The organism is uncultured Desulfovibrio sp. (assembly GCF_949282365.1).
Lineage (GTDB): Bacteria > Desulfobacterota > Desulfovibrionia > Desulfovibrionales > Desulfovibrionaceae > Desulfovibrio.
The window spans coordinates 15541-33320 of record NZ_CASDOY010000002.1 but is presented as its reverse complement, the minus strand read 5'-3'; the positions used below and the strand labels follow the sequence as shown (position 1 = coordinate 33320).

Below are 17780 nucleotides of genomic sequence, written 5' to 3'. Positions count from 1 at the left end.
GACGGGCCGGGATGGTCCGCCGCCCCGGTCCCACGCCCTTCCGGCCCGCCCCGGGCGCGCGGATGTGCCTGCCCATCCGGCGGGCCGCATTGACAGGAATCCGTCAAAGATGCAATAGAAAGGGCTTATACTGCCGCAAGGTAGACGCCGCTTTGCTGTTGTGCGGCGCGCGGCAGTCCACGGAGTCTCTCAAGGAGGGAGAAAATGAAAAAGTGCATGACCTGGCTCATGGCCGCGCTGTGCAGCGTTGCCGTGGCGGCTCCCGCCATGGCCGCCGACACCATCAAGATCGGCGTGCAGGGCGCCCATTCCGGCGACCTGGCGTCCTACGGCGTCCCCAGCCTCAATGCTGCCAAGATCGTCATCGAAGAAGCCAACGCCAAGGGCGGCGTGCTGGGCAAGCAGATCGAACTGGTGGCCCAGGACGACCAGTGCAAACCCGAGCTGGCCACCAACGCCGCCACCAAGCTGATCTCCGACAAGGTCGTGGCCATCATGGGCCCCATCTGTTCCGGCGCCACCAACGCCTCCCTGCCCATGTATGAAAGCGCCAACATCATCAGCATCTCCCCCACGGCCACCACGCCTGCCCTGACCCTGGAAGGCAAGCATCCCCTCTTCCTGCGCACCGTGGCCAACGACAACGCCCAGGCCCAGCTGACCAGCAGCTACATCACCGAAGTGCTCAAGGCCAAGAAGGTCGCCTATCTGCACGACAACGGCGAATACGGCAAGGGCTTCGCCCAGCAGAACCGCAACAATCTGGAAAAAGCCGGTGCCGAGACCGTGCTTTTTGAAGCCGTGACCCCCGACGCCGTGGACTTCTCCGCCGTGGTGCGCAAGCTGCGCCGCGTCAAGGCCGACGTGCTGGTCTTCGGCGGCTACCAGAACACCGCCTCCAAGCTGGTGCAGCAGATGCGCCGCGACCGCGTCAAGACCCCCCTCATCGGCCCTGACGGCGTGAAGGACGAGACCTTCCTCAAGATGACCGGCAAGGACAGCGAAGGCGTCATGGCCTCCTATCCCAAGGACACCAGTACCCTGGCCATGTACAAGCACGCCCGCGAAGCCCACGTCAAGCAGTTCGGCAGCGAGCCCGGCTTCGGCTACTACAATGCCTACGCCGCCACCCAGGCCCTCATCAAGGCCATCGAAACGGCCGGCAGCACCGATACCGACAAGATCATGGCGGCCCTCAAGAGCACCGAAGTGGACACCCCCCTCGGCAAGCTCTCCTTCAACAAGGCCGGCGACGCCACCGGTCTGGGCCTGTCCGTGTATGTGGTCAAGGACGGCAAGTTCGTCGAAAGCGACCACAGCATCACCCTGCATTAAGACCGACTGGCGCACGGGCGCGGAGGCACGGCCTCCGCGCCCTCTTGCCCGCCTGCGCCCGGGTAAACCGCAGCCCCTGTAACGGCATGGACTTCCAGTACTTTATCGAACTTTTCTTCGGCGGCCTCACACGCGGCAGCATCTATGCCCTCATCGCCCTGGGCTACACGCTGGTGTACGGCATCATCGAACTGATCAACTTCGCACACGGCGAGATCTACATGCTGGGCGCCTTCACCGCCCTGCTGGTGGCCGGCGTGCTGGGCATCGCCGGTTTCCCCGCCGGAGGCATCCTCATCGTGGCGGCCCTGGCGGCCGTGGTCTGGAGCGCGGCCTACGGCTATACGCTGGAAAAAGTGGCCTACAAACCCCTGCGCGGCGCTCCGCGCCTGTCGCCCCTCATCTCGGCCATCGGCATGTCCATCTTCCTGCAGAACTATGTGCTGCTGGCGCAGACCTCCGATTACGTCCCCTTCCCCCGCCTGCTGCCGGATATGGAGTTCCTGGACTACCTGGGCAACATCATGGGCCCCAGTGATTTCCTGATCCTCGTCACCAGCACGCTGGCCATGGTCTCCCTGAGCCTGTTCATCCGTTACACCCGCATGGGCAAGGCCATGCGCGCCACCGCCCAGAACCGCAAGATGGCCCTGCTGCTGGGCATCAACGCCGACCGCATCATCTCGCTCACCTTCATCGTCGGCTCGGCCCTGGCGGCCCTGGGCGGCGTGCTCATCGCCTCCCACATGGGGCAGGTCAACTTCGGCATCGGCTTCCTGGCGGGCCTCAAGGCCTTCACCGCCGCCGTGCTCGGCGGTATCGGCTCCATCCCCGGGGCCATGGTGGGCGGCCTCGTGCTGGGCATCGCCGAGAGCATGACCACCGGTTACCTGTCGGGCAACTATGAGGATGCCCTGGCCTTCGCCCTGCTGATCCTGATCCTCATCTTCCGGCCCGACGGCATCCTCGGCAAAGCGAAAGTGCAGAAGGTGTAGCCCATCATGATGCAATATCTCACAAAAGCCCTTGTGGCTGCCTGCTGGTTCATGCTCCTGACCTTCCCGGTCATGGGCATCAAGCTCAACAGCGTCGACCATACCGTGGAATGGCAGTTCCACCGGGTCCTGCTCCTGGGTGTGGCCATCTTCTTCCTTTCCATGCTCTGGCACTGGTGTTTCAGCCGCAAGGCGCGCGGCATCCCCCTGATCCGCCTGCCCGAAGGCCTGGGCAAGGGCCTGCATGCCCTGTTCACCCTGCCCGGACGCAACGCCACCACCAAACTGACCAGCCTGGGCCTGCTGCTGGCCGTCATGATCGTCATGCCCCTGGTGAGCTCCTTCTACCAGACCAACATTATGATCTCGGCCATGCTCTACGTCATCCTGGCCCTGGGCCTGAACATCGCCGTGGGCATCGCCGGCCAGCTGGTGCTGGGCTATGTGGCCTTCTACGCCGTGGGCGCCTATACTTACGCCCTGCTCAACCAGGCCTTCGGCCTGGGCTTCTGGGCCTGTCTGCCCGTGGGCGGCTTCATGGCCATCGTCTTCGGTCTGGCCCTGGGCTTCCCGGTGCTGCGCCTGCGCGGCGACTATCTGGCCATCGTCACCCTGGGCTTCGGCGAGATCGTGCGCCTGGTGCTGCTCAACTGGACCAGTCTCACCGGCGGTTCCGGCGGCATCAAGAACATCCCCGGCCCCTCCTTCTTCGGCCAGAACCTGGAGATCGCCGAGAACACCATCTTCATCTACTATCTGGTGCTGCTGGCCGTCATCCTGACCATCATCGTCATCAGCCGCCTCAAGAACTCCCGCGTGGGCCTGGCCCTGCAGGCCCTGCGTGAAGACGAGATCGCCTGTGAAGCCATGGGCATCGACCTGGCCCGCGTCAAGCTCTCGGCCTTTGCCCTGAGCTCCTGCTGGGCCGGTTTCGCCGGGGTCATCTTCGCGGCCAAGACCACCTTCATCAACCCCGCCAGCTTCACCTTCATGGAATCGGCCATGATCCTGTCCATGGTGGTGCTGGGCGGCATGGGCTCCATCGTGGGCGTGGTCATCGCCGCCACCATCCTCATCCTGGCGCCCGAATACCTGCGGGCCTTCTCCGAGTACCGCATGCTGCTCTTCGGCGCCATCATGGTCATCATGATGATCTTCCGGCCCCAGGGCCTTGTCACCGGCGAGCGCCGCCGTTACCGCATCACTGCCCTGCAGGGCGGCGACAAAGGAGGACGCGCATGAGACCCGTTCTTGAAGTCAAGGGACTGACGCGCGACTTCGGCGGTCTGCGCGCCCTCAACGATCTGGACCTGACCGTCAACGAAGGCGAGATCGTGGCCCTCATCGGCCCCAACGGCGCCGGCAAGACCACCTTCTTCAACTGCGTCACCGGCATCTACAAGCCCACCGAAGGCACGGTCCACCTCTACGGCGCCGACGGCGAACGATATCTGCTCAACGGCCGCAAGCCCCATCTGATCACGGCCCTGGGCATGGCCCGCACCTTCCAGAACATCCGCCTGTTCAGCGACATGACCGTGCTGGAGAACGTCATGATCGGCCGCCACTGCCGCACCAGGGCGGGCATCTGGGGCGCGCTGACCCGCAATGCCCGCACCCGCCGCGAGGAACAGGAATCCATCGACATTTCCTACAGCCTGCTGGAGACCGTGCACCTGCAGGACCTGTGGAACGAAAAAGCCTGCAACCTGGCCTACGGCGCCCAGCGCCGTCTGGAGATCGCCCGCGCCCTGGCCACCGAACCGCGCATGCTGCTGCTGGACGAACCCGCCGCCGGCATGAACCCGCAGGAGACCAACGAACTCAAGGAACTGGTGCTCCAGATCCGCGCGGACAAGGAACTGTCCATCCTGCTCATCGAACACGACATGAGCATGGTCATGTCCCTGTCCGACCGCATCTACGTCATGGAATACGGCTCGCGCATCGCTGCCGGCACCCCTGCGGAAGTGCGCAGCAACCCGCGCGTCATTCAGGCCTATCTGGGAGAAAGCGAAGATGCTTGAAGTCAAGGGCATTGATACCTATTACGGCAACATCCAGGCCCTGCGCGACGTTTCCCTGCGCGTGGATGACGGCGAGATCGTGACCCTCATCGGCGCCAACGGCGCCGGCAAGTCCACCACGCTCATGACCATCTGCGGCATCAACCGGCCGCGCAAGGGCGAGATCCTCTGGGACGGCATGCCCATCCACGAGCTGCCCCCGCACGAGATCGTCCGCCTGGGCATCTCGCAGGTGCCCGAAGGCCGCCTCATCTTCCCGGACCTCAGCGTGCGCGAGAACCTCGACCTGGGCGCCTTCCTGCGCAACGACGTGCAGGGCATCAAGGAAGACATGGACTACGTCTTCGACCTCTTCCCCATCCTCGCCCAGCGCCGCAGGCAGACCGGCGGCACCCTTTCCGGCGGCGAGCAGCAGATGCTGGCCATCAGCCGCGCCCTCATGGCCCGGCCCAAACTGCTCCTGCTGGACGAGCCCTCCCTGGGCCTCGCTCCCATTATCATCCAGCAGATCTTCCAGATCATCCAGCGCGTCAACGCCAACGGCACCACGGTCTTCCTGGTGGAACAGAACGCCAACCAGGCCCTGCGCATCGCCCACCGCGGCTACGTCATGGAAAACGGCCGCATCGTCACCAGCGACAGCGCCGAGAACCTGCTCCAGAGCGAGGACGTGCGCTCCGCCTATCTGGGCATGTAGGACAGCATCTCATGGCTACCCTGACGGGCAGTGTCGTGCGAGGGGAAGGGGCCGCTTTGTGGACAAAGTGCCCCTTCCCTTTTTTATCGTCATTGGAGCAGGCGTGCAGCATGCACATTCGGTAGTATACAGACAGTCTGCTGGTGCCTGTCATCTTTTGCATCTTATTGAAGAGTATTCCCATATGCGCGGGAATGAACTGCAGTGACGCGACAAAGATATGGACAGGCCGATGTCCATGCTAACCGGAACCATGAACATCTTCGCTCTTATCATATTCATTGCTGCCATTGTGGCCCTGGTTCTTTTTTTCCGTCCACGTCCCGAAGACCACCAACAAACACCCCCCCAAAAAAATTCCATCATTTTGACCGACGATGAGGATGTGATAATAAAACCATCCCCGATGGAAGCCAGAATCTGGGCCAAGGAGGATGCCGAAGACCAGACTGACGGGATGGTCCTGAAAATTCCGTCATACAGCGAAACGGGCACTATATACACATGCAACCTACGCAGGGTACGCTGCTCTTGCCAGGACTGGATAAAACGCCGCAATATTGGAAACGACTTGCACCCAGCGCGTATTTGCAAACATCTGGCAGGCGCATACGCCGAACACCATGACAAGCTGCCAGCATCCCTGCAACCATGGCGTGCCATCATCGACACACAAAGCCAAACAGGCACAGGTATGCCGTATAACAGGAAAGACTATGGCGAGTTTGAGGGGGCTGTCTACATCGTGGATACACGCAACTTCGTTCGTTCAGGGTGGGTGAACCTCTACTTTGAGGGCAAGCTATACGGCTGGAATCGTGCGGAACGCCGCTGGAGCTACAACAAAGGTCCCTCCCCACGCTGCTTGTGGGTGAAGATATTACGAAAAATATTACAAGATAGAGGGTTATAACAAGAAATTCGACAGGGAGTAGCGCTTCATGCAGAAAAGCCTCTCCCGCATGATACGGAAGAGGCTTTTTGCTGTCATGGCACACAAGAATAGGGGCCCTGCCGATATGCGTCTTCTCCTCTATTCCACCACCTTGGGCGTGCCGGAGACCGGCAGGCTGCCGGTACGGATGAAGCTGTCCACCAGGCCGAAGACCAGCTCGTTGCCGCAGAACTGTCCCCGGGCGATGGAGGCCCGGAATTCGGGCAGGCGCGCCTCGAAGCGGCGCAGCAGGTCAGGCTCCAGGGTCAGCATGTCGGCCTGCATGCCGTAGTTCAGGCGCTCCAGGTACAGGGCGTTGAAGCACTGCTCCACCATGGCCTTGAGCGGCAGGCTCAGGATGGGCTTGCCCAGATACAGGGCCTCGGTCATGAGCGTATGCCCGCCGCCCTGGATGACGTAGGAGCAGCCTTCCAGCAGCTTGAGGAAGCCCTCCTCGCTCTTCTTCATGAAGATGACATTGCCCTCGCGGCCTTCTGTCCTGTCGTAGCCGAAGACATAGCAGGGCCGGTCCGTGGCCTGGAGCAGGAAATCCACCAGCTTGCGATGCGTGGAATTGCTCTGGTAGACCACCACATGGCCGTCGTCCCGGGGCGTGAGGCGCAGGACGCTGTCGCGCAGGATGGGCGGCACCACGCGCGCGTGGTACCGGGGCTGCACCTGCGGCGCGTAGAAGGAGACCAGCAGGTTCTGCTTTGTGGGCCGGAACAGGTAACGGGGCGTGATGCCCTGCAGGAAATGGTCCCACCACATGCGCGGCGGCAGCCAGCCGTGGCGGCAGCAGGTGATGACGTGCTGATGATCGAGGGTCAGGCAGGGCAGACCGGCCCTTTCGGCCGCGCGCGGCACGAAGTATTCCAGATCCGTCATGCAGACATCGGGCTTGAAGCGGTGGATGAGCCGCAAGACCTCATCCACATAGCGCTGCCGGTGCCAGAGCAGGGGCAGGGCCTTGCGCACCGTGGCAGGCACGTCCACCTGATAGTTGCGGAACACGGTCCCCAGATTGGGGAGGCGGTAGACCCGGAATTCCGGCTCCAGGATCCTGGGGGCGTCGTCATTGGCCACGAACAGGAATTCGTGCGCGCGCAGACGGCGGGCGATGGTCAGCCCGCGCATGGCATGCCCGTGTCCGGTCCCGTGGATACCGTAAAGAATTCGCGCCATGTTCTCCCCCTGTGGTATGATCGTTAGTCATACCAACGGGCTTTGGCAGCGTCAACCGCGCCTGACCGGCACGGCCACCACGGGCGTGGGCCGCCCTTCCCCGCCACGCTGCGGCCCCGGGCTCCCGGCTTGCGCTCCGCCGGGGAACAGGGTAAGCCTGTGCACCCCCAACCAAAGGAGTTCCCATGTCCCTTGCCAGCCGCGGCGCGGAATTCTTCCGCTTCTGCATCGTGGGCGGCCTGACGTTTCTGGTGGACTACGGCCTGCTGTTCCTGCTGACCGACGTGCTGGGCGTCCACTACCTCTGGTCTTCCGCCTGGGCCTTCACGGTGGCCGTCATCGTCAATTACTATCTGTGCGTGTTCTTCGTCTTCCGCCGGGCGGCGCGCAGTTTCGCCCGGCAGCTGGTCTTCGTGGGCTCCAGCCTGGCCGGTCTGGGCATCAACCAGCTCTGCATGTGGCTGCTGGTGGACAAGCTGGCCCTGCACTACATGCTGGCCAAGATCGTGGCCACAGGCGTCGTCATGGTCTGGAACTACGTCATGAAGCGCATGGCCCTCACCGGGCGACTCGGCTAGTTTTTCAGCACGAACTCCTTGCAGACCGCGGTGATGAAGGCCAGCATGAACGAGAAAACGGCCATGGCGGCGAACAGGATGGACAGGATGACAAGATTGTCCACAAAGGCTGACGACATGTCGCCATAGCCCACACAGGACCAGGCATAGAAGCATGAGCCATACGTCAGCGCGAACAAGCCCAGAAAGAGCAGCGCTATCAGGGCAAGCCGATCCCGCGAAGCCAGCCTCCCCAGCAGGCTCATCCGCCTGTCAGGCAAGTTGACGCCCGCGAGCCCCGCAGCGACGATCCCCAGCCCCATGATCTGCATCCCCAGCAACAGGAACATGCAGAACGTCATGAATGCCTTGGTGGCCAGCGTGATCCCCCCCAGGGACAGAGGCCCGGGCAGCAGGCAGAGGCAGCCGAGGAGACCGATGCCCATGAGCGCCAGGGCGGGATAAACATAGAGCCAGTGGGGAGCATAGGTCAGCAGGAAGCACAGATGCCGCCACCCGTCGCGCCATGTGCGCAGATGGGGCGGGCGGCTGCGACCGTCCTTGGCCAGGGTCGTCGGCACTTCAGCCATGCTCAGTCCGTACAGGGAAGCCTTGACCACCATTTCAGAAGCGAATTCCATGCCCGACGTTTTCAGATGGCAACGGCGGATGGCCTCCGTGTTGAAGCCGCGCAGCCCGCAGTGGAAATCACCTATCGTGATATGGAAAAACAGGCGTCCTATCCAGCTCAGGACAGGGTTGCCGAGATACTTGTGCAAGGGCGGCATGGCCCCGGGAGCGATCCCCCCCTTGAAGCGGTTGCCCATGACCAGATCCATGCCCTGCCGCAGCTTGTCGAGGAACAACTGCAGATTCGAGAAATCATAGCTGTCATCGGCATCGCCCATGATGATGTATTTCCCCTGCGCCGCGGCGATCCCGCCAAGCAGTGCCGCGCCATAGCCTTTTTCCGGCACGTCCACCACGCGGGCGCCAAGCTGTCTGGCGATCTCCTGGGAGCCGTCGGTACTGCCGTTATCCGCGATGAGGACCTCGCCGTCGATCCCCGCCCGCTCAAGATAGCCCTGGGCTTTCATGATGCACGTCGCCAGGGTCTCCGACTCGTTCAGACATGGCATCAGAATCGTCAATTCACAACTCATTCCAGCTTCTCCTCACAGATCATTGACCGGAGCGATACCGCCCGCGTCCTTTCAGAAGATCGTGTCCTTTCCGTCAATGGCGGCGCAGCAGCAGCCAGTCCCCGTTTTCGAACAGCAGGCTGCCGCAGCGCAAAAGCTGCTGTCTGTGCTCCACATGCCGGGTCAGCAGCAGGGGGGCCTCTTCCCGGAGCCAGACGTCCACATAGCCGTCCTCCCCGCCGGCCATGCGCCGCTGCATGCGCAGCCAGCGTCCGGCCAGGACCGGGTCCCCGGCATAATAGATGATGTTCCCGTCCTTGTGCAGGGGCAGCACGGGCACATGGGCCACATAGCGCGCCGCCATGCAGTCCCTGTCACAAAACAGCAGCTCCCCTGCCGCCGCATGTTCCTGCAGGGCCAGCAGGGCCTCCTGCTGCTTCAGGGCCTGGGCCCCGATCCGGCGCGCCTCGGCGGTATCCAGCCAGCTCCAGCCGGAGGCCTGCGCCAGCGCGTGGCGGGCCGCCACCACCTGCTTGCCCTGCCCCGCGCCCAGCAGGGCCAATACCAGCAGGACGACCAGCCCCCCGCGCAGCGGCGCGGACAGCTTGTGCCAGTACAGGGACAGGGCCGCCGTCAGCAGCAGCCAGGCCAGCGGCACGAGGAAGCGGGTGCCGCGCAGGACCTCCTGGCTCAGGTTCTGCCGTCCCAGCCGGCGGGCCAGTTCCATTTCCAGCGCGCACAGCAGGCAGCCGCCCGCGATGCCCAGCAGCATGCCCGGCATGAGCCGCAGCAGGGAGCGCAGCGGACCTTCCGTCCGCCGCCATTGCCGGAACAGGACCAGCCCCGCCAGAGCCGCCGCCGGGAACAGGGGCACCGGGAAGGTATAATAGGCCAGGATGCCGCCCAGGCTCTGCCAGACATCGTGCCAGTCACGGCTGAAACGCAGGGCGCGCACGTCGGCGAAAAGGGCTGCATGCCCGGCCGGCGGAGCCGGTGTGTCCGACAGGAAAAATAGCGCATAGAGCGCCACAGGCACGGCGAAGCAGACCAGGTTCAGCGCGCTCAGGCCCGCATGGCGCCACAGACTCCTGCCCTGACGGCACAGGAAAAAGCCCATGAAGAACATGGCCCCGCCCATCAGGGCACTGACGGTATGCACCAGCATGGCGCAGCCCCCCAGCAGCAGCACCAGCGGCTGCAGGACAGGCTTTTTGACGGCCGTGCAGGCCAGCATCAGCAGAAAGGGCCAGAGATCGGCATAAAAGATGCGCGGCACCGGATCAGAGCGCATGCTGCCCCAGAAGGTGCCGAAGGCCCAGTGCACGGCGACGCTCATCAGGAGCGAGAGCAGGGCCGCCAGGGACGGGCTGCGGAACAGCCAGCGCCCCAGGACGTAATAGGCGAGGAAATGCAGGAAGACCCCCAGCGCCCCGATGCGCAGCATGCTGACCGCGCTGCCGTCGGAGGCGGGGAAACACCCGGCCAGGGTGGTCAGCAGATTGGGCACGCCCGGATCCAGCGGGAAGAAGGCGGCCACGGGATCTGCGGCAAAATCCGCAGGGGCTTTCGCCACTTCCAGGATCTGCGCGTAGTTCTGCAGGTCGCTGTCCATGCCGATGCCCCGGGGATTGAGCTGCAGCGTGCCCTGCAGGGAGCACCAGCAGAACAGGGCGGCCAGCAGGGCCAGCAGCAGGTCAGCCCTGCGGAACTTCCCGATATCAATGCCTTTCATAAGCAAGAGCATACGCGCGCCGGGGGGCGGCTGTCACCCCTTTTTCCGGGCCGTCGGCGTTTCTTCCGCCTGACGGGCCTCGCTGGTCGCGGCCTGGTGCCGGGCGGCCAGCTCGCGGGCGCGCCGGATCAGGCGCTGATCCATGCGCCGCATGATCTGGCGGCTGTGCGTCAGGATATAGACGCCGCCCAGGATGCCCACAGCGCCAAAGGCCTCGCGCAGGGCGAATTCCTCACCCAGCACGCCCACTCCCAGTCCCACGCCCACCAGCGGCATGATATTGAGGAAGATGGCCGCCTGGCCCGCACCCACGATCTTGACGCCCATGTTCCAGAGGACCATGGCGCAGACCCCGCCGATCCAGATGATGTAGACCATGCAGGCCAGGGTGGTGCCGCTCACGGCGTGCACATGCAGCTGCCCGGTCAGCACGGCGTAGCCGAAGGTCGCCAGCGTGCCGAACAGCCCCGCCCAGGCCGTGGTCGTCAGGGGCGGCAGGTGGCGCATGACGCGGAAGCCTGTCAGGGAATAGACGGCCCAGCCCAGCTGGGCGATGAAGAAGAGCACATCCCCCGTATTGAAGGAGATGTGCAGCAGCACCTCCAGCCGTCCCTTGCTGACGAGGAAAAGCGCCCCGGCCACGGACAGCAGGATGCCCAGCCCTTCGATGGGCAGCAGGCGTTCGCGCAGGAAGATCAGGGCCACCAGGGCCGTCACGGCCGGCGTGGTGGTGGCGATGAGCGTGGCATTGCTCACGGTGGAGAGCTGCAGGCCGGTGAACTGGGCGATATTGTTGAGCGCCACGCCGGTCATGCCCATGAACAGCAGGGCCGGCAGCAGGCGCGGCGGCGGCAGCAGGGGCAGACCGCGCCAGCGCATGAGCACGAAGAAGGTGACGCTCATGAGCAGATAGCGCAGTGCGGTCATGGTGGTGGGATCCAGCTCGCGCATGGTGATCTTGACCAGCAGGGGCTGCGCGCCCCACAGGGCGGCCGTCAGGGCCAGCAGGGCGAAGGAGCGGTGTGTGGCGGTAGTCATGACGATCTCCGGGGGCCTGGGGCCTTCCCGGGGCGCACCATAGCGCAAAGCGGAACAATTTTCGAGGCTCCCGCAGGCCAGGAGCCCGGCACGCCGTTTTTCAGGTTTCCCCCTTGACAGGACGGCGCGGGACAGCTAGAAATGTGTAACACGTTTTTATCAAAAATAACACGATGCATGCGCCCCTGTCTTCTCCCCGGCAGTCGGGGAAGACCTGCCGGAAGATGCCGCCTTGCCAGCGGCATCTTCCGGCGATCCCGGTCCGCAGGTGCCCGCAGCCTGGCTTCGGGGCATCGGTCTGGCGCTTCATACGGATCTTCGGTGCAGGTCAGCCGTCCACGCATGGCGACGCGTGTCGCGGGCACCCTGCGATTCGCAGCGTCAAACTTTCTGTAAAAGCACTATGTTATGCATGTCACGGCGGCCATGTCCTGTCCGCACGCCATGCACTGCATACGATATTATGAAAACAATTTTCAATTTCATTGACATCTGTTTTCAATTATGCCATGTTGGCTCCAACAAAAACATCTTCACAGGAGCCACTATGCCGACCATGGAATCCCATCCCCGGGCCCGGATCGCCTTCCGCCGCAGCGCCGACAACCTGCACATCGCCGCCGGTGAGGATCTGGATCTGGAACAGGCCCGTGCCATCCTGAACCTCATGCGCTGCCACAGCGCCGACTGCAACAAGTTCTTCATCGACGTGCGCCGGGTGACCCATATCCAGCCCGCGGCCGTGACGGCCCTGCGCGGCGCGTCCCTGCCCGCCATCGCACCGCAGCGCATCCATTACAAAGGCTCCCGCGGCTTCGAGCTGGCGTCGAGCGGCAACAAGGTCCTCATCGTTCCTGAAAAGGCGAAGCATGTCTGCTCGGGCACCTGCCCCAACTGCCGTTGCAAGGATAAAAAAGCCCGCGCCAAGGCGCGGGCTACGGCCCGGGCGACGGGCACGGCGTCGGGGGGCGCCGCCGTCGCCTGATGGATGTGAACCTCTAACAGTAAGGAAGAAGGAAGAAGGTCATGAAAAAAATTCTTACCCTCATGCTGGCGGCCGGTATGCTCTTCGGAGCGGCCACAGGCGCCAGGGCCATCGACTTCAAGGCCTCCGGGGAATGGCTGGTGGGCTTCGGCGTCGGTGACGGCAGCCTCATCAAGGATGTCAACGACCACAAACGTCATCATGAAGACACCTTCAGCGCCGGCCAGCGTGTGCGTCTGCAGCTGGATGCCGTGGCTTCCGAAGCCCTGTCCGGCACGGTCTTTTTTGAAATCGGCGACCAGCCCTGGGGCAATGCCGGTGAAGGCGCGGCCCTGGGCGCCGACGGCCAGATCGTGAAGCTCAAGAACGCCTACATCGACTGGATGGTGCCCAATACCGACCTCAAGCTCCGTATGGGCCTGCAGGCCGTGGCCCTGCCCAACGTGGCCGGCGGCTCGGCCATCATGGACGGCGACGCCGCGGCCGTGGTGGCCAGCTACCAGTTCAACGAGAACGTGGGTCTGACCGCCCTCTGGATGCGCCCGCTCAATGACAACTACAATGGCGCCAAAGCTGACGGCACTCCCTACGGCAATGGCCACAACGACTATCTGGACAACATGGACCTCTTCGCCCTCATGCTGCCCCTGAAGTTCGACGGCGTGGAGCTGACCCCCTGGGCCATGTACGGCATGCAGGGCAAGAACACCCGCTTCAATGAAGGCGGCGTGGAGACTGCCGACGGCGCGCTGGACGTGACCCTGCCCGGCTACCTGCCCGGCATGAACGGCCTGGCCCTCGGTGATACCGGCAAGGCCTACGGTTCCATGTTCTGGGCCGGCCTGCCCGTGGCCATCACGGCCTTCGATCCCCTGAATATCGAGTTCGACATCAATTACGGCTATGTGGAAGCCATGGGCCGCTACGACGTGCTCAAGCGCGACACGAACTGGGTGCGCGGCAACAGCAAGCGCGAGGGCTGGCTGGTCAAAGCCCTGATCGAATACAAGATGGACTGGGGCACCCCCGGCATCTTCGGCTGGTACGCCTCGGGCGATGACGGCAACGTCAAGAACGGCTCCGAGCGCCTGCCCTCCATCGCCGGCGCGGGCAACTTCACCTCCTTCATGGGCGACGGCAACCTGGCCTGGGGCACGGGCTACAACTTCTACGACAACAACCTGACCTATGCCGGCACCTGGGGCGTGGGCCTGCAGATCGCCGACGTGAGCTTCGTGGAAGACCTCAAGCACACCTTCCGCGTGGCCTACTGGGGCGGCACCAACAGCCCGTCCATGGTCAAGTACCTGGGTTCCGCCACAGCCTGGGACGATACCACCGCCGCCCAGGACGGCCCCTACCTGACCACCAGGGACGGCCTGCTGGAATTCAACCTGGTCAACTCCTGGCAGATCTACGAGAACCTGGAAGCCAACCTCGAGCTCGGCTACATCATCAACATGATGGACCGGGACACCTGGGACAAGAGCTATGTGGCTGACCGCAACTGGTCCAAACAGGATGCCTGGAAAGCCCAGCTGATCTTCGCCTACACCTTCTAGTCCTCCGCTGGCGGCTCCCCTCCGCCACAACATCCCTTGCGCGTGCTTCTCCTTCCCGCGCGCACCCCGCCGCCGCTGTTTTTGCAGGAACAGCGGCGGCCTTTTTCACGGGCAGGCATGCGGGCACCTGACAGGAACGGGCACCGCATCGCCGCTGTCCGGGCGCCCGCACGGCGGCCTGTCGCGACCATGGCGAGCCCCGCCAGCACGACGGTCTGTCCTCCGGCCAGCCTGCCTGCGGGGAGGCTTTCCGGCCGCCCCTTTCCGAAGCGGCCCTCCGTCCGGCACCCCCCTGCTGCGGACCACCCGCAGCGGGAGGGGCCTCACGGAGGGGACGCGCCCCGCACAGGCGGGGAATGGCGCGCTCCTCTCCCGCACGTCTAGGGCAGGCGGGCGTAATCCTCGTCGCTGACGGCTTCCAGCCACTGGGTGCGGGCTTCCTCGCCCGGGACCTCCACCGCCAGATGGACGAACCAGCTGTCCCTGGCCGCGCCGTGCCAGTGTCTGACCCCGGCGGGGATGTGGATCACGTCGCCGGCATGCAGCTCACGCGCGGGCCGGCCCCATTCCTGATACCAGCCGCGCCCGGCCGTACAGAGCAATATCTGCCCGCCGCCCCGGGCCGCGTGGTGGATGTGCCAGTTGTTGCGGCAGCCCGGCTCGAACGTCACATTGCCGATGACCACCCCCTGCGTGGACAGCATGTTCAGATAACTGTTGCCCACGAAATAGCGCGCATAGGCCGTATTGGCCTCGCCCCGGGCAAAGGGGCCCCTCTGTTCTTCCTGCATGGTCATGCTCCTTCAGCGGTTCCGGTCGCGGCCCCGGAAGCGCTCGCCGACGGAAGGCAGCTCCCGGCTGCCGAAGGCCGCGCCGTCGTGTCGTGATGGAAAGATCGTCCGCGATCCTGTGCCGCCAGCGCCCTGCCGCCCCTTATGGCGCCTTCGCGAAGCGCCGGGAGGCCGTGGCGGCCACGCATCGGCGCACGGCAGGATCGACGCGGCCCGGCCCGCACCGCAGGGGCCGTATTGCGCCTGCAACGGCGACGTGCGCCGACTGCCTGCACACGCGGGGCATTTCTTCATCGTGGTGTCGAAGTCACGTCACCATCAACCAACTGCCCGCACGCGCGGGGATGTCCTTCCCCGGGAACGGCCTGCCGCTGGTGGCGGCCGCCTTTCCGGGATATCGCATCGTGGGCGGGGCTGCCGGCGGACTGTCCATGGACCTGCCGCTCCGGGAAGCCCGGCAAAGGCGCCGGGACCCGGTGGCGTCAGCTTCCCGGGCGCCCCGCTCACCGACCCGCGCCCTGTGACCGCCCATGCCGTTCCTTGCGGTCACGGGGCGGCTCTCCCGCCCGGTACGGGCTTCTCTCCGCGGCCGCTTTCGGCTACACTGGAAGCAGCAGACCCGTACCGGAGAGATCCCCATGACCCAAGCACAGATGCCCCCGGAAACTGTCCTCGACGCGCTGCAGGACATCCTGCTGCGCCATATCCCCAGCCAGGGCATCCTGCCCAGCGCCATCGACGGCCTGATGCTCGTCCGGCGGGAAGAAACGGACACCACTGACCGCTGCTTCGAAAAGCCCCTGGCTTCCGTCATCGTGCAGGGCAGCAAGCGCCTGCTCATCGGCAGGGAGGAATATATCTTCCACCGGGGGCAGTGCCTGGTCTCCGGCATCGACATGCCCAGCCTGTCCTCCTTCCTCGACGCCAGCCCGGAGCGGCCCTTCCTTTCCCTGTTCTTTTATCTGGACCGGCAGATCATGACGGACCTGCTGCTCAGGATGCCGCCCGCGGGCAAACGCGCGCAGGCGGACGATCCCGCCGTGACCGTGACGGACGCCGGGCCGGAATTCCTGGAAGCCATGCTGCGCCTGGCGGAACTGCTGGACAAGCCGGAACAGATCGCCATCCGCGCGCCCATGATCCTGCGGGAACTCCACTATCTGCTGCTCATCGGCCCTCTGGGCCCGGTCCTGCGCGACCTCTACACCCAGGGCTCGCAAAACAGCCAGATCCTGCGGGCCATCGCCATCCTGCGCCGCAACGTGGGCGTCCCCGTGCGCATGGAGGAACTGGCCCGGCAGGTGGGCATGTCCCTTTCGACGCTGCACCGCCATTTCAAGACCATCACCGGTTTCAGCCCCCTGCAGTATCACAAGCAGCTGCGCCTGCACGAGGCCCAGCGCCTGATGCTGGTGGAGGACATGCGCGCGGCCTCGGCGGCCCTGTCCGTGGGCTATGAGAGCGTGACCCAGTTCACCAGGGAATACAAACGCCTGTTCGGCGAACCGCCGCACCGGGACATCCAGCGCAAGCGCGGCCTTGCCCCGGCGGACGCCGGAGCCTGCGGCGCCTGAGCGGCGGCCAGGTCCGGGACCGGCACCGCCTGACGGCCACGCGCGCCCGCTCCCGTGCGGCTCTCCCGGGCGGCCTTCCCCGACGGATGCGGCGTCCGCGCCTAGGCATCCTCCGGCAGGGCGTTGACGCAGGCCAGGGCATTGAGCGTGCGCGGGAAGCCCATCAGGGGCAGGACCTGGGTCAGGGCGTCCACCAGCAGCTGGCGGCTGTTGCCCACGGCGAGGTTGCCCTGGGCGTGGGCCCGCACCTGGGCCTCACAGCCCCCCAGGGCGCTGAGGCAGACGAAGGTCAGCAGTTCGCGCAGCTTCAGGTCGAGCCCCGAGCGCGTATAGATATCGCCGAAGCAGAAGGCGGAAAGATGCCGGACCAGGATGTCCTCCTGCCCTTCCGGGGCCGAGGCGTGCAGTTTGGCGATGGCGTCCCCGAAAATGGCCGTCTGCACGGCCAGCCCCTTGTCGAAGCGGTCTTCTTCCGTCACGGTACCGCCATCAGGCAGGGGCAGGGCGATGCCCGCCCCGGCCAGAGCCTCGTCAGCACGGCGCAGGGCCGCCTCGGTGCGGGGAAAACCCAGATAGGGCGCGCACTGGTAGAGAGCCTCCCGTATCTCCTGCGGGCCCACCCCCTGCCGCAGGGCCGCCCGCGTTTCCGCCCCGATCTCCTCCACGGCCTGGAGCGCGGCCAGCGCCACCAGGGTGACCAGCCGGCGCTGGCGCTGGTCCAGGCTGCCGCGCACGGCGATCTCGCCGTAGACCAGGCGGTCACGGATGGCCGCCAGTTCCGGGTCCGTCCCGGCCAGGTCCGACGGTCCCCGCAGGCCCAGCTGTGCCCTGTATCCTTCCGCTATCTGCCGTCTATCCATGATGACCTCGTATCAAGCGTTTTTTGGGTGGCCGCCCTGCCCTTTCCCGGTGCAGGGCAGCCGGGCGGCATGACCCGCCGGACAGCCGCTCCCGGCACCTCGGGCCGCGGCATGGTGCCCTGCGGCTGGCGGCAGGCGGCGCGGCCGGCTCACGGCCCGCCCGCTCACTGTCCACGGGCGGTCCCTCCATCCACAGGCATACGCCGCGACGGCAGGGAAGAACAGCCATCTTTCTGGCAAAATCTTGCCCGAATCTGGCAAGGGACACCGGAGGGGCCTGTGCCCTGCGCGGCCCGTACGCTCCTCCCGTCCCGGGCAGGGAACGGGAGGACGAGGGGCATGCGCCCTGCCCGTCCTGTGCCGGCA

The 17780-nt window shown here is 64.9% G+C and carries 16 protein-coding genes; 10 read left to right on the top strand and 6 right to left on the bottom strand.

Annotated features, from left to right (window positions below; all coding sequences use genetic code 11):
- Positions 1-204: 204 nt before the first annotated feature.
- From Q1X76_RS01165 to Q1X76_RS01140, 6 genes are all read left to right on the top strand, one after another.
- Complete coding sequence (locus tag Q1X76_RS01165; RefSeq protein WP_300717542.1) at positions 205-1335, top strand: branched-chain amino acid ABC transporter substrate-binding protein; 1131 nt, start codon at positions 205-207, stop codon at positions 1333-1335.
- 86 nt (positions 1336-1421) lie between these two features.
- Positions 1422-2330, top strand: coding sequence for a branched-chain amino acid ABC transporter permease LivH (locus tag Q1X76_RS01160; RefSeq protein ID WP_300717541.1), 909 nt, complete (start codon positions 1422-1424; stop codon positions 2328-2330).
- A gap of 9 nt (positions 2331-2339) precedes the next feature.
- Positions 2340-3572 carry a branched-chain amino acid ABC transporter permease gene (locus Q1X76_RS01155; RefSeq protein ID WP_300717609.1) on the top strand — a complete coding sequence of 411 codons (1233 nt, stop codon included), beginning with the start codon at positions 2340-2342 and terminating at the stop codon, positions 3570-3572.
- Positions 3569-4357, top strand: coding sequence for an ABC transporter ATP-binding protein (locus tag Q1X76_RS01150; RefSeq protein WP_300717540.1), 789 nt, complete (start codon positions 3569-3571; stop codon positions 4355-4357). The genes Q1X76_RS01155 and Q1X76_RS01150 overlap by 4 nt, the downstream gene beginning before the upstream one ends.
- Positions 4350-5054, top strand: coding sequence for an ABC transporter ATP-binding protein (locus Q1X76_RS01145; RefSeq protein ID WP_300717539.1), 705 nt, complete (start codon positions 4350-4352; stop codon positions 5052-5054). Before Q1X76_RS01150 ends, Q1X76_RS01145 begins: the two co-directional genes overlap by 8 nt.
- A 253-nt stretch (positions 5055-5307) precedes the next feature.
- Positions 5308-5967: a hypothetical protein gene (locus Q1X76_RS01140; RefSeq protein WP_300717538.1), complete on the top strand. Its 660-nt coding sequence runs from the start codon at positions 5308-5310 to the stop codon at positions 5965-5967.
- 120 nt (positions 5968-6087) lie between these two features.
- Here Q1X76_RS01140 and Q1X76_RS01135 read toward each other — a convergent pair whose 3' ends face one another.
- Positions 6088-7173, bottom strand: coding sequence for a glycosyltransferase family protein (locus Q1X76_RS01135; protein ID WP_300717537.1), 1086 nt, complete (start codon positions 7171-7173; stop codon positions 6088-6090).
- Between the two features lie 185 nt (positions 7174-7358).
- Here Q1X76_RS01135 and Q1X76_RS01130 point away from each other — a divergent pair, with 185 nt between their 5' ends.
- Positions 7359-7751 carry a GtrA family protein gene (locus tag Q1X76_RS01130; protein WP_300717536.1) on the top strand — a complete coding sequence of 131 codons (393 nt, stop codon included), beginning with the start codon at positions 7359-7361 and terminating at the stop codon, positions 7749-7751.
- Here the strand turns inward: Q1X76_RS01130 and Q1X76_RS01125 are convergent.
- The 3 genes from Q1X76_RS01125 to Q1X76_RS01115 form a co-directional block, all read right to left on the bottom strand.
- On the bottom strand, positions 7748-8893 hold the full coding sequence (locus Q1X76_RS01125; protein WP_300717535.1) for a glycosyltransferase family 2 protein: 1146 nt from the start codon (positions 8891-8893) through the stop codon (positions 7748-7750). The two genes, Q1X76_RS01130 and Q1X76_RS01125, sit on opposite strands and share 4 nt — an antisense overlap.
- A 73-nt stretch (positions 8894-8966) precedes the next feature.
- Positions 8967-10604: a hypothetical protein gene (locus Q1X76_RS01120; RefSeq protein WP_300717534.1), complete on the bottom strand. Its 1638-nt coding sequence runs from the start codon at positions 10602-10604 to the stop codon at positions 8967-8969.
- Between the two features lie 33 nt (positions 10605-10637).
- Positions 10638-11642, bottom strand: coding sequence for a DMT family transporter (locus Q1X76_RS01115; RefSeq protein ID WP_300717533.1), 1005 nt, complete (start codon positions 11640-11642; stop codon positions 10638-10640).
- A gap of 547 nt (positions 11643-12189) precedes the next feature.
- Here Q1X76_RS01115 and Q1X76_RS01110 point away from each other — a divergent pair.
- Both Q1X76_RS01110 and Q1X76_RS01105 read left to right on the top strand, forming a co-directional pair.
- Complete coding sequence (locus Q1X76_RS01110) at positions 12190-12627, top strand: squalene cyclase (protein WP_300717532.1); 438 nt, start codon at positions 12190-12192, stop codon at positions 12625-12627.
- A 41-nt stretch (positions 12628-12668) separates the two neighbouring features.
- Complete coding sequence (locus tag Q1X76_RS01105) at positions 12669-14189, top strand: outer membrane homotrimeric porin (RefSeq protein WP_300717531.1); 1521 nt, start codon at positions 12669-12671, stop codon at positions 14187-14189.
- A gap of 380 nt (positions 14190-14569) precedes the next feature.
- Here Q1X76_RS01105 and Q1X76_RS01100 read toward each other — a convergent pair whose 3' ends face one another.
- Positions 14570-14980 carry a cupin domain-containing protein gene (locus Q1X76_RS01100; protein WP_300717530.1) on the bottom strand — a complete coding sequence of 137 codons (411 nt, stop codon included), beginning with the start codon at positions 14978-14980 and terminating at the stop codon, positions 14570-14572.
- A 638-nt stretch (positions 14981-15618) separates the two neighbouring features.
- Here Q1X76_RS01100 and Q1X76_RS01095 point away from each other — a divergent pair.
- Positions 15619-16554: an AraC family transcriptional regulator gene (locus Q1X76_RS01095; protein ID WP_300717529.1), complete on the top strand. Its 936-nt coding sequence runs from the start codon at positions 15619-15621 to the stop codon at positions 16552-16554.
- Between the two features lie 101 nt (positions 16555-16655).
- On the opposite strand, the gene Q1X76_RS01090 is transcribed toward Q1X76_RS01095, so the two are convergent.
- On the bottom strand, positions 16656-17414 hold the full coding sequence (locus Q1X76_RS01090; protein ID WP_300717528.1) for a carboxymuconolactone decarboxylase family protein: 759 nt from the start codon (positions 17412-17414) through the stop codon (positions 16656-16658).
- Positions 17415-17780 lie beyond the last annotated feature (366 nt).

Coding starts and splice junctions, on each gene's coding strand:
- Q1X76_RS01165 (WP_300717542.1), top strand. CDS start 205: ATGAAAAAGTGCATGACCTGGCTCATGGCCGCGCTGTGCAGCGTTGCC.
- Q1X76_RS01160 (WP_300717541.1), top strand. CDS start 1,422: ATGGACTTCCAGTACTTTATCGAACTTTTCTTCGGCGGCCTCACACGC.
- Q1X76_RS01155 (WP_300717609.1), top strand. CDS start 2,340: ATGCAATATCTCACAAAAGCCCTTGTGGCTGCCTGCTGGTTCATGCTC.
- Q1X76_RS01150 (WP_300717540.1), top strand. CDS start 3,569: ATGAGACCCGTTCTTGAAGTCAAGGGACTGACGCGCGACTTCGGCGGT.
- Q1X76_RS01145 (WP_300717539.1), top strand. CDS start 4,350: ATGCTTGAAGTCAAGGGCATTGATACCTATTACGGCAACATCCAGGCC.
- Q1X76_RS01140 (WP_300717538.1), top strand. CDS start 5,308: ATGAACATCTTCGCTCTTATCATATTCATTGCTGCCATTGTGGCCCTG.
- Q1X76_RS01135 (WP_300717537.1), bottom strand. CDS start 7,173: ATGGCGCGAATTCTTTACGGTATCCACGGGACCGGACACGGGCATGCC.
- Q1X76_RS01130 (WP_300717536.1), top strand. CDS start 7,359: ATGTCCCTTGCCAGCCGCGGCGCGGAATTCTTCCGCTTCTGCATCGTG.
- Q1X76_RS01125 (WP_300717535.1), bottom strand. CDS start 8,893: ATGAGTTGTGAATTGACGATTCTGATGCCATGTCTGAACGAGTCGGAG.
- Q1X76_RS01120 (WP_300717534.1), bottom strand. CDS start 10,604: ATGAAAGGCATTGATATCGGGAAGTTCCGCAGGGCTGACCTGCTGCTG.
- Q1X76_RS01115 (WP_300717533.1), bottom strand. CDS start 11,642: ATGACTACCGCCACACACCGCTCCTTCGCCCTGCTGGCCCTGACGGCC.
- Q1X76_RS01110 (WP_300717532.1), top strand. CDS start 12,190: ATGCCGACCATGGAATCCCATCCCCGGGCCCGGATCGCCTTCCGCCGC.
- Q1X76_RS01105 (WP_300717531.1), top strand. CDS start 12,669: ATGAAAAAAATTCTTACCCTCATGCTGGCGGCCGGTATGCTCTTCGGA.
- Q1X76_RS01100 (WP_300717530.1), bottom strand. CDS start 14,980: ATGCAGGAAGAACAGAGGGGCCCCTTTGCCCGGGGCGAGGCCAATACG.
- Q1X76_RS01095 (WP_300717529.1), top strand. CDS start 15,619: ATGACCCAAGCACAGATGCCCCCGGAAACTGTCCTCGACGCGCTGCAG.
- Q1X76_RS01090 (WP_300717528.1), bottom strand. CDS start 17,414: ATGGATAGACGGCAGATAGCGGAAGGATACAGGGCACAGCTGGGCCTG.